11 protein-coding genes and 2 pseudogenes are annotated in these 16,156 nt (G+C 69.9%); 12 read left to right on the top strand and 1 reads right to left on the bottom strand.

Annotation, left to right across the window (positions count from 1 at the left end):
* Positions 1-198 precede the first annotated feature (198 nt).
* From AB0M27_RS33020 to AB0M27_RS33010, 3 genes and pseudogenes are all read left to right on the top strand, one after another.
* Positions 199-2,643 carry a hypothetical protein gene (locus AB0M27_RS33020; protein ID WP_365727232.1) on the top strand — a complete coding sequence of 815 codons (2,445 nt, stop codon included), beginning with the start codon at positions 199-201 and terminating at the stop codon, positions 2,641-2,643.
* A gap of 22 nt (positions 2,644-2,665) precedes the next feature.
* Positions 2,666-2,908, top strand: coding sequence for an ABC transporter permease (locus AB0M27_RS33015; RefSeq protein ID WP_365727230.1), 243 nt, complete (start codon positions 2,666-2,668; stop codon positions 2,906-2,908).
* 355 nt (positions 2,909-3,263) lie between these two features.
* Positions 3,264-4,379, top strand: a pseudogene (locus AB0M27_RS33010) (ISL3 family transposase); the annotation flags it as partial.
* Between the two features lie 38 nt (positions 4,380-4,417).
* Here the strand turns inward: AB0M27_RS33010 and AB0M27_RS33005 are convergent.
* A pseudogene (locus AB0M27_RS33005) lies at positions 4,418-4,900 on the bottom strand (IS3 family transposase); the annotation flags it as partial.
* 586 nt (positions 4,901-5,486) lie between these two features.
* Between AB0M27_RS33005 and AB0M27_RS33000 the strand changes: the two are divergent.
* From AB0M27_RS33000 to AB0M27_RS32960, 9 genes are all read left to right on the top strand, one after another.
* Complete coding sequence (locus AB0M27_RS33000) at positions 5,487-5,633, top strand: hypothetical protein (RefSeq protein ID WP_365727228.1); 147 nt, start codon at positions 5,487-5,489, stop codon at positions 5,631-5,633.
* A gap of 261 nt (positions 5,634-5,894) precedes the next feature.
* Positions 5,895-8,552: a hypothetical protein gene (locus AB0M27_RS32995; protein WP_365727227.1), complete on the top strand. Its 2,658-nt coding sequence runs from the start codon at positions 5,895-5,897 to the stop codon at positions 8,550-8,552.
* Positions 8,553-8,934: 382 nt separating this feature from the next.
* On the top strand, positions 8,935-10,983 hold the full coding sequence (locus AB0M27_RS32990) for a phage tail sheath C-terminal domain-containing protein (RefSeq protein ID WP_365727225.1): 2,049 nt from the start codon (positions 8,935-8,937) through the stop codon (positions 10,981-10,983).
* 14 nt (positions 10,984-10,997) lie between these two features.
* Entirely contained in the window at positions 10,998-11,519 is a 522-nt protein-coding gene (locus tag AB0M27_RS32985; RefSeq protein ID WP_365727222.1) for a phage tail protein, read from the top strand.
* Between the two features lie 8 nt (positions 11,520-11,527).
* Entirely contained in the window at positions 11,528-12,283 is a 756-nt protein-coding gene (locus AB0M27_RS32980) for a hypothetical protein (RefSeq protein WP_365727221.1), read from the top strand.
* Positions 12,284-12,330: 47 nt separating this feature from the next.
* Entirely contained in the window at positions 12,331-13,146 is an 816-nt protein-coding gene (locus AB0M27_RS32975; RefSeq protein WP_365727220.1) for a hypothetical protein, read from the top strand.
* Positions 13,143-13,895 carry a Pvc16 family protein gene (locus AB0M27_RS32970; RefSeq protein ID WP_365727218.1) on the top strand — a complete coding sequence of 251 codons (753 nt, stop codon included), beginning with the start codon at positions 13,143-13,145 and terminating at the stop codon, positions 13,893-13,895. Before AB0M27_RS32975 ends, AB0M27_RS32970 begins: the two co-directional genes overlap by 4 nt.
* Positions 13,895-15,901: an ATP-binding protein gene (locus AB0M27_RS32965; protein ID WP_365727216.1), complete on the top strand. Its 2,007-nt coding sequence runs from the start codon at positions 13,895-13,897 to the stop codon at positions 15,899-15,901. Before AB0M27_RS32970 ends, AB0M27_RS32965 begins: the two co-directional genes overlap by 1 nt.
* Positions 15,898-16,149 carry a hypothetical protein gene (locus AB0M27_RS32960; RefSeq protein WP_365727214.1) on the top strand — a complete coding sequence of 84 codons (252 nt, stop codon included), beginning with the start codon at positions 15,898-15,900 and terminating at the stop codon, positions 16,147-16,149. The genes AB0M27_RS32965 and AB0M27_RS32960 overlap by 4 nt, the downstream gene beginning before the upstream one ends.
* Positions 16,150-16,156: the final 7 nt, after the last annotated feature.

Below are 16,156 nucleotides of genomic sequence, written 5' to 3'. Positions count from 1 at the left end.
CGACGCCGCTCCCGTTGCGGGCCCCCGGCGAGCGCGAGACCATGGAGGTGAACTCCGGGCTCGTGAACGGAGCCCCAGCAGTACGGCCGTCGTCCGCCGTCCCGAGCGACATGCTCGTTCCCCATTCGCAATACCCCGTGCACCTCGCCCGCCGAGGCGGTTTGGGCGTGCGTGGCCTCACCACTTCCAGAAGGTGTCATGGCCCTCTCGGACGAACAGCTGGCCCAGAGCAAGAACATCACCGTCGAACAGGTACAACAGCTCCGCAGAAGCCGGGGCACGACGAACGAGACACTCGAGACCCTCTCCGAAGGTGCTGTACGCCGGGCTCTGCGCCGCCTCAACTACCCAGATCTGCCCAACGCCCGGCGCGCGTACCGACTGAAGCAGGAGCGCGGCGACGACGGCGCCATCCCCGTGCACGCCCGCGGCAGGGCCATCGACCGGCTCCGTTCCGTTCTCGAGAACAGAGACACCGCGTCCGGTCCCATCACCGCGGGCGTACCGACCGGCCAGGCCCCCGGCACCCGTGCCCGCGGGCCGTCACCAACCGCGGGCATGGCGCTCACCCACTGGGAGTGGCTCGGTCCGGGGAACATCGGAGGCCGCACCCGGGGTATCGTCATCCACCCCGAGCAGCCCGAGAAGATGTGGGCCGCGAGTGTCGGCGGCGGAGTGTGGCACAGCCAGGACGCCGGTAAGCAGTGGGCGCCCGTCGACGACTTCCTGGGCAATCTGGCCTGCTCCAGCCTGGCCATGGACCCCTCGGATCCAAACATGATTTACGCCGGCACCGGCGAGGGCTTCAGCAACTCGGACGCCCTGCGCGGTAACGGCGTCTTCCGCACCACCGACGGTGCCTCCTGGAAGCCGATCACGGCCACGCAGACGGACGACTTCCAGGCCGTCACCCGGATCGCGGTCTCGCCCACCGGGGAGGTGGTCCTCGCGGCGACGGAGACCGGGCTGTTCCGCAGCGCCGACCCGGCCCGGTCGACCTGGACCAAGGTCCTGGACAACCCGCTCGGCATCGTGCTGTTCGACCCGCACGACGGAGACCGGGCGGTGGCCGGCGCCCTGGACGCGGGCGCGGCCTGGGCGAGTCAGGACGGCGGGCGCACCTGGCAGAGGGCCGGCCATGGCGCGGGCCCCTGGTCGGGCCGGATCGAACTCGCCTACGCGGCCAAGGATCCCACCGTCGTCTACGCCTCGGTCCAGATGACCAGCGGCCGCATCTGGCGGTCCACGGACGGCGGGCTGACGTACAAGGTCACGGGAACCCTGGACGCGGACGGCCGTATCGCGGACTACCTGGGCGACCAGGGCTGGTACGGCAACGCGGTGTGGGCCGGCGATCCGGACGACGAGAACCTGGTCGTCGTCGGGGGCATCAACCTCTGGCGCAGCACCGACGGCGGCGAGCACCTGGCCGAGATCAGCACCTGGTTCGATCCGCGGTCCGTGCACGCCGACCACCACGCGATCGTCTCGCACCCGGGCTACGGCAAGCACAACCGGACGGTGTACTTCGGCAACGACGGCGGCGTCTTCATGGCGGCAGACCTGACCAAGGTGGGTGTGGAGCCGCAAACGCCGTTCGTGAAGGGCTGGACGGAGCTGGACAACAACTACGGGGTCACCCAGTTCTACGGCGGAGCCGGGCACACCGGCACCGGGCGCATCATCGGCGGTGCCCAGGACAACGGCACCATCTGCTTCGACCCGGCCCGCGGCACCGAGGACTGGCGGCAGATCTTCGGTGGCGACGGCGGCTGGTGCGCGGCAGACCCAGTCGATCCCAAGGTCTTCTACGGGGAGTACGTCTTCCTGGGCATCCACCGCAACACCGACGGCGGCAGCAGCGATGACACGAACGGCGACCGCTACATCACCGGCCAGTTCTTCAACGACCAGAAGCAGGACTGGGACTGGAAACCCGTGCCGTTCCGGATCCCCGACGCCATGAACCAACAGGCCCTGTTCATCGCGCCGTTCTTGCTCGACCCGAGTGTCCCGGACCGGATGCTCGCCGGCGGCCTCTCGCTCTGGCGGACGGACAACGTGAAGGAGACCAATACGCCTACATCCGGGCCTAGTTGGCGGCAGATCAAGCCGAGCGCAGGCCGGCCGATCAGCGCGATCGCGGTGCCATCCACCGACTCGGACGTCATCTGGGTGGGACACGACGACGGCAAACTCTTCCGTACGGCGAACGGCACCGCGCCGACGCCAGCCTGGGACCGGGTCGGGGCGACCGGGCAGCAGCGGCTGAACCCGCAGCGGTTCTGCACGTGCATCGCGCCGCACCCGACGGACCCGGACACCGCGTACGTCACCTTCGGCGGCTTCGCGCCGGACAACCTGTGGGTGACGCACGACGGCGGCGGCAGCTGGCAGGACCTCTCCGCCCAGCTGCCCGACGTCCCGTTCAGGTCGCTGGCGTTCCACCCGCGTCGGCCAGAATTCGTCTACTGCGGCACGGAGATCGGGCTGTTCGCCAGTGAGGACGCCGGGCAGAACTGGTCGCCGACGAACGAGGGGCCGACCAACTGCTCGGTCGACCAGCTGTTCTGGATGGACGAGACGCTGGTATGCGCCACGCACGGCCGCGGCATGTTCCGGATCGACCTGTCGGGCGTGTGAGGGTGACGGGAAGGAGACGGCGATGACACCGAAAATGCGCACACGGGGACGGCTGGAGGCGATCGCCGCCTGCGTGAGCGGAGTCCTCTTCCTCGTCACGCTGGTCTGGCCCGACTGGATCGAACGGGCCTTCGGCGTCGACCCCGACGCGCACGGGGGGACCGTCGAGTGGGCCGTGGTCGCCCTCGCGCTGTGCGCGACGATCGTGTACTCCCTGCTCGCCCGCGGGGCGTACCGCCGGGCGCGCGCCCTGTCCCCCAAATAGGGCCCGGCCACCCCTTAACGAGTGGTGCGTGATAGCGGGTGGGCATGCTCTCGTGGTGAGGGGCATGGTCGATCGGGCGGTGCTGGCGCATCCGTTGTTCACGGGCATATCGACGGTGCATCTGGCGTCGCTGGTTGAGGAGTTGGCCCGGCCGTGGGCGGCTGCGGCGGAGGGCCGGCGGGTGCCGGTGCGTGGTGGAGCGCGAAGGCGTGCGCCGGGTGCGGGTGCTCGGTACCGGCGGGTGGTCACTCTAATTCAGGCTCTTCTGCCGTATGTGTGGGTGCCTGACCAGCCCTGATACGTGAAACACGCCGTCTTACGCATATGGTTCAAGGTCTCTGAGGCCAAGATCCACATGCAGGAAGACGGCGTGTCTGCGAACAGGATATGGAAAGAGCTCCTGACGGTCGAAGGGGCCGTGGTCGAGCAGGTCGAGATCGACCAGGACGCGGGTGTGCGGGTCGCCCGGGTGCGGCCTGTGATGCGGGAGCGGAACCGGTGCGGGATCTGCCGCCGCCCCGGGCGCGCCTACGACCAGGGGCGCGGGCGGCGTCGCTGGCGGTGTCTGGACGCGGGCACGATGAAGGTGTTCCTGGAGGCCGAGCTGCCCCGGATGCGCTGCCGTGCGCACGGGGTGGTGGCCGCCGCAGTGCCCTGGGCCCGGCACGGGGCCGGCCACACGCGGGTCTTCGACCAGCAGGCCGCCTGGATGGCCGCCGAGTGCTCCAAGTCGGCCGTCGCGCAGTTGATGCGCATCTCCTGGCGCACGGTGGGGGCGATCGTTGAGCGGCTTGTCGCCGACCGGGACGCCGAGGTGGACCGGCTGGCGGGCCTGCGCCGGATCGGCATCGACGAGATCTCCTACCGCAAGGGGCAGCGCTACATGACCGTGGTGGTCGACCATCACACCCGGCGGGTGGTGTGGATGGCCGACGGCCACGGCCGCGCAGTCCTTGAGGCGTTCTTCGACGAGCTCGGCCCGCAGCGCAGCGCGAAGCTGACGAACATCTCCGCCGACGGCGCGCAGTGGATCGCCGACACCGTCGCCGCCCATGCCTCGCAGGCGGTGCGCGCCATGGATCCGTTCCACGTCGTCGCCTGGGGCACCGAGGCGTTGGACGACGAGCGGCGCGCGGCGTGGAACCGGGCCCGCCGCTAGGCCCAGGACGCCGCCACCGCCCGGGCGTTGAAAGACTCCCGCTTCGCGCTGTGGAAGAACCCCGAGGACCTCACACCCCGCCAGCAGGCCAAGCTGGGCTGGATCGCGGCCACCGACCCACGCCTGCACCGTGCCTACCTGCTCAAGGAGGGCCTGCGCACGGTCTTCGCCATCGCCCGCGAGCAGGACACGCGGGCGGCAGTCGACGCCCTGGACCGGTGGCTGTCATGGGCCCAGCGCTGCCGCATCACCACCTTCGTCGACCTCGGCCGCCGCATACGCCGTCACCGCGAGGCGATCGTCAACGCCATCGGGCCTTGTCCCCGAGGGGTGGACACCTGTTCGTGTCGTCATGCGGCGAGTGTCAGGGTAGCTGACTGTTGCTCGTAGGCGATCGGTGCCTGGTGTTCGTTCGCCGAGTGTCGTCGGCGGGTGTTGTAGCGGGTGGTCCAGCGGAAGACGGCCAGGCGGCAGGCGCGGGCCCCGTCGAAGCGGCGGGCGCCGCGGAGCGTCTCGCGTTTGAGGGCCGCGTTGAAGCTCTCGGCGAGCGCGTTGTCCGCGCTCGTGCCGACCGCGCCCATGGACTGCCACACCCCCAACTCAGCGCGGATTTCGGAGAATTGGCGGGAGGTGTACTGCGCTCCGTGATCGCTGTGGAATACGGCTCCGGCTAGGCTGCCGCGGGTCGCGGCGGCTGCCCTGAGCGCGTCGGCAACCAGCGAGGTGCGCATGTGGTCGGCGATCGACCAGCCCACGAGGCGGCGCGAGAAGCAGTCGATCACGGTCGCCAGATACAGGAACTCGCCATCGCCCACCGGCAGGTAGGTGATGTCGGTGTGCCATGAATGCACAAAGAGAGGTGCGAAATGTAGGTAGGACCCTCTTGGAAGCAATGCTGCGTGGAAGATGAAGGAAGGCCCTTCGGAACCGCTCTACGGGGAGAGGTTTCAAACCGCTACATGCCGCGTTGGCTAAGGACCGTCGTGGTGAGCGATGTGGAAAGGGCGCCCGCGAGGCGTCAGGTGGGGATCAGGAAGGCGAGCGCGAGCGAATCGCTGATGACGTGTCGAAAACTTACAGACGGCATCAAAACTGGGGATGTAGATATAGCTCCAGGACGAACCTGGCGGACACCCGTTTACTGGCCAGGTGGTGCCCGGCATGGAGGCGACGCGAGTCTGATCTGCTGCTTTCACGTGGAACGTGGGAAGGCGAGTCGCGGCATCGCCGTCCGAACGGGCGGCGTAAGGGAGCGTCCCGAGACGGCAGAAACCGCGAGGGACTGAGTACCGAGCCCGAGGCTCGCTGGCGGACCGGCCTGTAGTAGTGAAGAAGCTCCTGTAATGGGGGTGGAGCGAAGGGGCCGGGTCATCCGTGGCTGTGTTCGTTCGATCAACCAGAGCGCCTGGGAGGAGTCGCGTGAACGAGCTGAAGCCTCCAGAGAAGCCGTTTGACATCTCGAAGTGGGAAGTCTGGGAGGCATGGGACAAGGTCAAAGCCAATAAAGGGGCACCGGGGGTAGACGGCTGCTCGATCGAAAGTGACTGGCCGCGACCGGAGTGGTGATCTCCCTGTGAAAACCATGCGGTAGCCATCAACCTGCCTCGGATCCACACGACCCGAAGTGGGTGGCACCCTCCTGCTGCGGGGTGCCAGAGCATGCGGGCTGCGTGAGCGCATAGGGAAGGTCCGACATGCTGCGACGAGCCATCAGGCGGGCGTCCGGCTGTATGAGCCGACGCGTGTGCTGCAGGGTCGGGTGAGCACGCGGACTGCCGACTCAACTCCCGGGATGCAGCGTCATTGGGACGGATTCATGCTATATGTGTGGCAATCGTCGGCACTCCTCCCACCCAGCTCGGCCAAACCCCCACCTGCCTGGTTCTGGCACACGACGATCGACGCCTCTACGTGGGTGGGTCGGGCGGCCTGGTCTCCGTGCTCGACACGAAGACCCACCAGGTGGTGAGCACGTTCCCGTCCCTCTCCGTCGCCGACCTGGCTGTCGACCTCAGCGGCGATCACCTCTATGTGGCCGGCGTGACCAGTGACCGTCAGGAGCCACTACTCACCGAGGTGGACGTCCGCACGCAGACGGTGACGCGCAGCGCGTCGCTGGAGTCCTGGCCCAACCGCCTGGTCCTCACCCCCGACGGCCGACGCCTGTATCTCACCCTCCCCGACGTCAAGGCGGTGGCCGTGCTGGACACTGGCCTGTGGAAGGTGATCCGAACCCTCTCCGCAACCGTACTGCCCGCCGCACTCGCCGTCTCATGCGACGGTCGGCAGGTCTACGTCTGCGACGCCTTCTCGGTCCAGGTGATCGACACCGCGACGGACACGTGGAAGGCTCCGATCGCGCTGGACTGCCCAGTCAGCAGCCTGGTGGTGACACCGGACGGCGGCAGTCTCCTCGCCACCTCGCCTGGCCGGGTTCTGGTCGTCGACACAGCGTCCGGTCGGACGGAGGCCACGCTCGGTACCGTGGGCACCGGCAGTGATGTCACGCTCTCCGCCGACGGGACGAGAGCCCATGTCGCGGGCGGTGCCAGCGCATCGGTCACTGTGATCGACACGGCGCGGCGCGAGGTGATCCGTGATCTGAGCGTCCCAGGCAGGCCGGACCGGCTCGTCGTCCTGCGCCATGGACACCGCGGCTACGCCCTGGACGCCGACGCCTCGACGGTGGTGCCGTTCCTGACCCGGACCGTGGTCGTGCCTGCGGGTTCGTCTCCCGAAGCGGTGGCGGCGACTCCGGACGGCAGGTTCGTCTGCACCGCGAACTCCGGTGGTGCCACGGTCTCCGTGATCGACAGCATGGACCGGCACCTCCCGATGGGCCCAGGCGCGTACGACGTGGCCGTCACACCCGACGGCGGGAGAGCCTTCGTCAGCGTGATCGGTCCGCAGTCCTGCCCCGTGGCCGGTACGTTGTCCTGCATCGAGACGGCGAGCGGCCGGGTGATTCGGGAGCAGATGTTGGCCGGCGCCACGGGAGACCTGACCGTGTCCGGTGCAGGCCGGCTGTACGTAACCGGACCGGACACCGTCACCGCGCTCGACATCACCTCGTTCGAGGCCGTCGCCCGCAGGAGGACCCATGGGTTCGGGCTTCGGACGGCCGTCTCGCCCGACGGCACGCGCCTGTACGTCCTGAGCGTCGATCCGGCAACGGCTACGACATCGGTCACGACGCTGGACGCCCGCACGCTCGCGGAGGTGCACCCCCCTGTGGAGTCGGGAAAGGAGCCGGACTTCCCCGACCCGGTCGGGCTGGCGGTCGCTGCCGAAGGCCGCCGCGTGCTGGTGTCGGGTTCACCCGACGTCGTGTCAGTGCTCGACATGACCACCTTCCAACTGGTGGCCACGTTGCCGGTCGAAGGCGGCCCCGGCGACCTGGTCGCGACTGCGGACGGACGACTCGTCTACGTCGTGTGCCGGGACGCCGGCACGGTGAGTATCGTCGACGCGATCGGGCTAACCGCGCTGGGACAACCGTTCCACGTCGGCCCCACGCCCATCGGCGCGGCTCTGGACGAGGGGGCGGGACGCCTCTATGTCGTCTGCGCGGACCCGGGAACGCTCGTCGTGCTGGACAGTCGCACGGGCGCGGAGGTCGAGAGGTTCACCGTGGGCCTCGGTGCGAACGCCGTATCGCTGACGCCGGACGGCCGGTACGCTTACGTAGCCTGGGCCAGGATGCTCATGAACCCCGATGGAAGCGATGCGTCAGACGGCGCCCTGTGGGCGTTCGACACGCACACCACCAGGATCCCTGTGGGCACCCACCCGGGCGGACTGGCGATTTCCCCAACGCGCCAGTGCCTGTACGTGGCGGAGTCGGACGCCGGCACCATCTCGGTGTTCGAACTGGCCAGCCGCACCCCGGTCGGCGGGCCCGTGCGCGTCGGCGGTCGTCCCCGTGGCCTGGTCCTGTCGCACGACGAGAGGCGGCTCTACGCCGCCGACGCCGACGGCGCGGTACGCGTCGTCGACACGACCAGCGCGCCTCCGACTCTACTCGCGACCATCCTGGTGGGTGGTACGCCCGCCAGTCTCGCCATGCCGCGCGACGACTCCCGGGTGTATGTGGCCGACTCCTCGGAGGGCAACCTGACGGTGCCGGTCGCCCTTGCTACCGCCACTTCCGACGTGTGCGTGGCACCCGACGGCGGGCGCGTGTACGTCGCGGACGCCGGGGCCGACGCGGTGCTCGTGGTCGACGCGGCCACGCTGTCCGTGACCGGCCGGATCGAACTCCACGCCACACCTCACATGTTGTCGCTCACCCAGGACGGCCGCCGCCTCCTCGTAACCCTCCCCGCAGCCGGTACCCTGGCCCAGCTCGACACGGCCACATCGGCCCTGCTGGACGACCCGATCCCGGTCGGCAATGTCCCGCACGCGGTGACCGTCGCGGCCGACGGCCGAATCGCCTACGTCACCAACGTGGGCTCCGGTACGCTGGCGCTGGTCGACCTCTGAAAACACACCACCAACCCCGCGCCCGGATCAGGCCGACACGTTCCCGGCATGTCCATGGTGCTTCGTGCCCGACGCAGTGAACACCGTCTGGCCCTGGACCGAGGTGATCACCAGCGCGCTCGCCCCGGCTCGACGCCCTCCCGAACCTCGGCTGACCAGCAGCGTTCCGCACCCACGAGTAGCACCGCCCCGGAGCCGTGGAACCTGTGGATCAACCATTTGCCGTATCGACAGTGTCCTGAAGCCGATGGGAGCCTTGTGCGGCAGGCCGCGAGCTGACGGCGGGTCACGTATGCCTCCCATTGGTTGTGGACCCTCGATGTCACTCGTCGCCGCGAGCCGCTGTCACTGCCGGGACGTCCAGGCCCACGGAGGCGATCGGATGCTCAACCTCACCTATCCCGGCGTGTACACCCACGAGCTGGATTCCGGCGTACGAACGGTCACCGGGGCACCCACCTCGGTGGCGCTGTTCGTGGGGCCGACCCGGACGGGCATCGACAAGCGGCCGGTGACGTGCCTGAGCTTCGCCGACTTCGAAAGGAACTTCGGCGGGCTGCATGCCAAGAGCTCGTTGTCGTACTCCGTGATGCACTTCTTCGCCAACGGCGGAGGCCAGGCGGTGGTCATCCGGCTCCCGGCGGCGAGCGCCCAAGCCGCCGCGTCGACGGTCCTGCAGGACAGCTCCGACACCAAGGCTTCCCTCGAGGTGACCGCGCTGAGCTCGGGCTCCGCAAGCGGCACGCTCTTTGTCGAGATCGACCCCTTCGACATCGGTGCGTACCCGTACTCGACCTCGCCGCCGCACGACAAGAAGCGTTTCAACCTCACGATCGTGGATCCCGTCACGGGCCTGGTCGAGCGTTTCGGGGACCTCACGACCCTGGCGGGCGACGTTCGGACGGTCGACTCGGTTGTCGATGATCAGGCCACCGGTTCCCGGCTGGTCGAGGTGAAACTGTCGACGGACGGCATGGGACACGACGGACCGCAGGCCACCGGATCCATCTACCAGATCGGCAAGGAACCTGCGGCGGGCACCTTCGACAAGGCGTTCGCCGTAGATCTGTCGGTGACCCGGTGGAACCCCGACGACGGCAAGGCCGACGACGGATCGTCGGTCAAGGGGCTGACGGTGACCGTCTTCAAGAAGGACGACCCCAAGCCGGCCAGTCGCCTCGAGTTGGTGACGCGCCTGGTGGCGGCGCTCAACGAGGCGATCCGGGCAGACGCCACTGCCCCGGGCAAGCTCGCCGGCGCTTCCGTCGAGGGGTCCCTCTACGAGGGCGGCGCTTTCCTGCGTCTGACCGTCAGCCGTCCCACCGCAGTGCCCGGGGGTGAGCGCGTCCACGACGCGACGGTCACGATCGAGGCGCCGACGGGAGGCACCGACTCACTCCTGACGGAGTACCAGCTCGTCCAGAAGGTCGCCAACCCGTCGCGCTACCGTCTCGGCCAACCGTACGACCAGGCCCAGGTCTCGAAGAGCAAGGAGGCATCGGACGGTGACGCCGCCGGCCAGCCGGCGTCGGACGACTTCAAGGACGCCGTCACTGCCCTCGACGTGCCGGACCCGTTCTTCAACCTCCTGTGCCTGCCCGACCTCGTCCGGCCGAGTACCACCGATCCCAAGGCGCTGCACCACACCAACGCCTTCACGGTGTACGCCGAGGCGGCCCGGGTGTGCGCCGACAAGTTTGCCTTCCTCATCGTCGACCCTCCGCCCGACGTCGTCGACATCGGGACGGCGGCCGCGTGGAAGTCCACCAAGCTCGGGCTTCGGTCGCCCCACGCTGGCGCCTGGTTCCCGAACATCAGGGTCGACGACCCGCTACAGCCGGGCACGATCATGTCGCATCCGCCGTCGGGGGCGGTGGCAGGCGTCATCGCTAGGACCGACAACCGGGTGGGAGTCTGGCAGGCGCCAGCGGGCACCGATGCCTTCCTGACTGGCGTCTACGGTCCCTCCGTCGAAGTGTCCGACGCCGAACAGGGCCTGGTGAACCCGTTGGGGGTCAACGTGATCCGGCGCTTCCCCCTCTACCAGACCGTCGCGTTCGGCTCGCGCACGGTGGACGGCGCCGACGCGCTGGCTAGCCAGTGGAAGTACATCCCCGTGCGCCGGACGGCCAGCTACATCCTGCGTTCGCTGTCGGAGTCACTGCGCTGGGCGGTGCACCAGCGTAACGGCGAGGAGCTGTGGTCCCAGCTGCGGGTCAACTGCACGGCCTTCATGCAGGGGCTGTTCCGCCAGGGCGCGTTCAAGGGGCTCTCGGCGCGGGACGCCTACTTCGTTGCCTGTGACGCGTCGACCACCACCCCGACGGACATCGACCTGGGGATCGTCAACATCGTGATCGGGTTCGCGCCGCTCAAACCGGCCGAGTTCGTGGTGATCAGCCTCAAGCAGATCGTGCAGCCGGCCGTCTGAGACAGGAGCACATCGTGGGACAGTTCTCGGTCAACGCCCAGCGGCTCGATCCGTACAAGAATTTCAAGTTCCGCGTGAAGTGGGACGGCCGTTACGTGGCCGGCGTCTCGAAGGTCTCCCTGCTGAAGCGGACCACCGAGGTCGTCAAGCATCGTTCCGGCGGGGATCCCTCGACGTCCTACAAGGCTCCCGGTCGCACCGAGTACGACGCGATCACGCTCGAACGCGGAGTCACCCACGACCAGGAGTTCGAGGCGTGGGCGAACAAGACGTGGAACTTCGGCTCCGCGCTGGGCGCGGAGGTGTCCCTCGCCGACTTCCGCAAGGACATCATCATCGAACTGCTCAACGAGGCCGGTCAGGTCGTGCTCAGTTACGCCGTCTACCGGTGCTGGGTGTCGGAGTACCAGGCGCTGCCGGATCTCGACGCCAACGCCAACGCCGTGGCCATCGCCAAGCTCAAGCTCGAGAACGAGGGCTGGGAGCGCGACTACGCGGTCTTGGAGCCCCAAGAACCGAGCTTCGTCGAGCCGTGAGTCGTACCGTGAATGCCTCTCCCGACCCCGCCCCGGTGCCGAGCGCGCAGGACGTCGTCCGGCTCTGGCCGCTGTCGCGGCGCCGTCCCGCGGGGGAACGCGTCGTCAGCCTTCTTGTCGCGCTGGACGGACCGGCCGCACTGCGCTATCCGCTGGGAAGCCGTAACCAGCGCCTGCTGGCGGTGCATCAGGCCCTGGTCCGTCGGCCGATCGAGGCTCAGGTCTCCTGTCCCTTCTGCGGGACCGACAGCGAGTTCGTGCTGCCCGTCCAGACCGTGGCCGAGCTGCCATCGGCCGATGCCGATGCGGTGGCGCGCCTGAAGGTGGAGGCCGCGGAACTGTCGTTCCGGCTGCCGGTTCTCGCCGATCTGACCCCGGCGGCGGGCCGTCCCCCGGCCGACAGCCTGCACGCACTGGCCTGCGACACCTGCCTGGCACCCCGGATCCCGCACCTCGGTCCGGACGATCTCGACCGGCTCGCCGATGCCTGGGATGCCCTCGACCCTGCCGGTTCGCTGCGCGTCGACCTGTCGTGCGCGGGATGCGGGCGGGAGATCGCCGCAGACGCCGATCCCGCGGACTTCGTGGCCAGGGACCTTGACCTGTTCGTCGACGAACTGATGCGCGAGGTCGACGTGATCGCCGGCAGTTACGGCTGGTCGGAGGAGGCGATCCTGGTGATGCCCGCCCCGCGCCGCCGCCGCTACGTGGAACTCATCGTCGAGGGACGTTCCCCGGCCCGGCGCGCGGCGGCCGTCCGATGACGGCGCGGCGGTCGGCGTACGCGGAAGCGCTCCGGCGCGCCGGAGGCATGGCGGCCACCGCCGAGGACGACGGTGCCACCGCCGTGGCCGCCGAGCCGAGACCACGCTCTCCCTTCGAGGAGCCATGGGAGGAGACCGTCGTCGACCTGCCGCCGTCCCCCGGTGACAGCATGCCCGGCGTGACCCCGTCCGACCAGGCCCGTCGGCCCTCGGGGGACGGACCGTGCCCGTCCGAGCCGCCGGGCGTCGGCGAGGTCCCCGCCCAGGTGCCCCGGCCGTGGGCGGACCGGCCCGCGCTCGACGACCGGTACCCGTACCGGTCGTACGCCCCCGTGGACAACGGCGAGCGCCCGCAGGCTGGGCCGCGGCCCGGCCCGATGGATTCCCGTCCTGCCGTGCGTCCGAGCGACCCCGCGCGGGCCGACGGGCCGACGGCTGGGGCGGGAACGGACGAGGCGGCCATGACGCACGTCGGCCCGCCGTCACCGGCTCCCGGCGCACCACCCGCTGACACTCCTCGACCACCCGCCCCTGTGCACCTGCCGCCGCTCCACGTCGATGGAGATGACGCCGCGCCTGTCCGTACGGCCGTCGTCCCGGCCGACGACGGGCCGTTCGCACCGGCCGCAACGGCGTCGGACGTGGTGCGCGCCGAGCCCGTGCCCGTGGAATCGCAGCCCAGGCGGCCCCAGGCCGAACCCCAGGCGGAGTCCACCCCGGTGGTCGTCGAGATCGGCCGGGTCGAGGTGAGGGTGGTCGCCGACACCCCGTCGGGGCCGCCACGCGAGCGCAGGCCCCGGCCCAGGACCGGCCCGACCCTGGACGAGTACCTGGGGAGCGCCGCAGGACAGGGGGCGTCATGACGGCGCACTTCGCCATTCCGGCGACCACCTTCGTGCTGCAGGACATCATCCAGCGTCGCATCAAGGCCGCCTATGGGCACTTGACTGCACCCACCGTCTCCGTCGAGCCCCCGCCACGCCCGCCCGCGACGCCTGCGGGCACAGTACCCACTCCCCAACCGGAACCAGCGGGCCTGTACCTGTTCCTCCATCACGTGGCACTCAACGCGGCCTGGCGCAATATGCACGAGGTGCGCCTGGAGCCGGAGGAGCCAGGGAAGACGGAGGGGCCACAGGTTGGTCCTTCCCCGCTTGCCGTCGACCTGCACTACATGCTCGCGGCGACGGGCGCCGACCTCGAGCGCGAGGTGCTGCTCGGCCTCGGGATCGCGGCGCTGAACCGCCGCGGAATCGTCCCCCGGTCGCTCATTCGGTCGATCCTCAGCGGGATCGAGGTACCACGCTCACCCACCCGCCTGCTCGACTACCTCACTGCCGAGCCGCTGCACGATCCGGATAGCCAACCGCAGCGGATCACCGTGTCGCAGATGCCGGTCGACGTCGACCTGTCGACGAAGATCTGGTCGTCACTGCAGTCCCCGATGCGTCCCTGTGCGCACTTCCTGGTGACGACCGTGTTCCTCGACCTCGGCGACAGCCCTTCCCCCATCAAGGAAGTGACAAGGGCTCAGGTCGGCGTGCGGCCGGACCCGCAAAGGTCGAACTCACTGCCGCCGGGTGACACTGTGACGATCACGGGCGGTGCCTGATGCCGACGCCGTCGGCCGGCACCACCACGGCCGGTCCCGAACACCAGGACGCCTCCACCCGCCCCCCCCACGAGCCGGACCTGGCCGCACTTGCCGAGTCGACGTCGTTGTCCGCCCTGGGCCGCCTAGCCCGCGGGGAGCCGCCAGCGGACGGGTTCGGCCCGTTGCGGCAGTGGTTGGAGCGAGCCGATCCCGCGTCCCCGCTGCGGCGCATGGCCGAGGGCTTCGACCTGTCTCCCGCCGAACTCCAGCTGGTCGCACTGCTGTTGGCGGCAAGCACCTCGGAGTCGGTCGCACGCGCCGCGGCCGACGCGGCGACCGCGAACGGCGGTGTGGCGGGCAGCGGTCTACCGGTGTGGCTTGCCTGCCGCGCCGTCGGAGAACTGCATCCCTCGATGCTGGCGGCGGCGCTGCCGCTGGTGCGGTTCGACATCATCGAGGTGGAACCGCTCTTGCCGCGGGTGGAGGCCCGGCTGGCGCTGACCGCGCCGGTGCTGGACCGACTTCTGGGCCAATCCGCCCGGGATCCGCTCGTGGCCTGCCGTATGGGACCGCTGACGGCGCCTGCGGCCGCTCCCGGTGACGAGGGTGACCTGTCGGTCGCCGTGGCACGGTCCCTCGCCTCACGGGGCCCACTCGGCCTTCCGCCGCTCATGCTGTTGCCCGACGTTACGCTCGACGACATCGCACGGGCCCTGTCCAACCTGGGTCTCACGCCGTGGCGCATCGCGGGGAGCGACATCCCGGAGGACGCCGAGTCGCGCGATCGCCTCGCCGCGCGGTGGAGCCGCGAGTCGATGCTGGACACCGCAGCCCTGGTGATCGACGCCGCCGGCTGCCCGCCGGGAACACCGGTCGCGTCCTTCGCCGACCGGGTGCTCGGCCATGTGCTGCTGACGGGGCACCAGGTGCCCGACGGGCTCACGCGTGGGTTCCACGTCGTGCCGGCCCAGGGGGACAGTCCCGCCGCGGCCGTCCGACGGTGGGCACAAGCGCTGGGGCCCGACCGCGCGGCCCGGCTCGGGCGCGGAGTGAACCGGGTGGCCGCGCAGTTCCGGCTCGACGCCAAGGGGATCGCCACCGCGGCCGTCCGGGCTGCGGCGGCCGTCGACGCCGCCCCGGACTCCACGAGCGCCGCGGCAGCGCTCTGGCACGTCGCCGCCCGCTCGTTCACCCCGTCCCCGCTGCCCGGCGTCAGCCTCGTCGAGCCGGCCTACGACTGGGACGACATCGTCCTCCCACCTGCCACGGAGGCCGCGCTGCGCCGGGTGGAGTCGCATGTGCGCCACGCGGCCCAGGTGTTCGACGACTGGGGCTTCGCCGCGCGCGTGGGCGGGCGCGGCAGCTGGCGCGGGCGCGGTGTGGCGGCGCTCTTCTGCGGTCCGTCCGGCACAGGGAAGACGATGGCGGCCGAGGTGCTCGCCTCGGCGCTCGACCTGCGGGTCATGGTGATCGACCTGAGCCAGATCATCTCCAAGTGGGTTGGCGAGACGTCAAAGAACGTCGCGGCCGTGTTCGAAGCGGCCGAGCGCTCCGGGTCGATGATGGTCTGGAATGAGGGAGACGCCGTCTGGGGCACCCGCGGTGGCGTGGCCACGGCGACGGACCGGCACGTCAACGCCGAGGTAGGGGACCTCCTTCAGCGCATCGAGTCCTTCTCGGGCTTCACCGTCATCACCACGAACCTCCGGCAGGCGATCGATCACGCGTTCCTGCGCCGGTTCCGGTTCGTGGTGGACTTCCCGCTGCCGTCGGAGGCGGAACGGCGCCGCCTGTGGCAGTCGGCGTTCCCGCCTCAGACCCCCGTCGAACCGTTGCGCTGGGAGGCACTGGCCCCGCTCCCGCTCACCGGTGGCTCGATCCGCAACGTCGCGCTCGGTGCCGCCTTTCTCGCCGCGGCAGGGGGATGTCCGGTGGACAAGACGATGATCGAGGCCGAACTCGCCGAGGAACTGCGCAAACAGAACCTCCCGGTTCCCCGCGTGAACTGGGAGGAGTCGGTATGAGCGCACTCCAGCCAACAGTCGGGATCCGGGTGGGCACCCTCCGGGTGACCGGCAGTTCGGCGATCGAGGCGCGGCTACTCGCCGACGCCCTGCCCGCGGCGCTCGAGCGGGCGTTGCGGTCGTGGCCGACCCCGACGGCACCGGTCCTGGCGCGGCGCTCCGACACCGCGGCCCGCAGGGCGGACCAGGTGGCTGCGGCCATCGTCGACGCGGCGCGGACCCGACTCGGCGTCGGCGGGCCGCAATGAGGCGACT

The sequence above is a fragment of the Streptomyces sp. NPDC052107 genome (genome assembly GCF_040680215.1).
Lineage (GTDB): Bacteria > Actinomycetota > Actinomycetes > Streptomycetales > Streptomycetaceae > Streptomyces.
The sequence above is the reverse complement of the archived record's forward strand: the minus strand, read 5'-3'. Positions and strand labels throughout refer to the sequence as shown.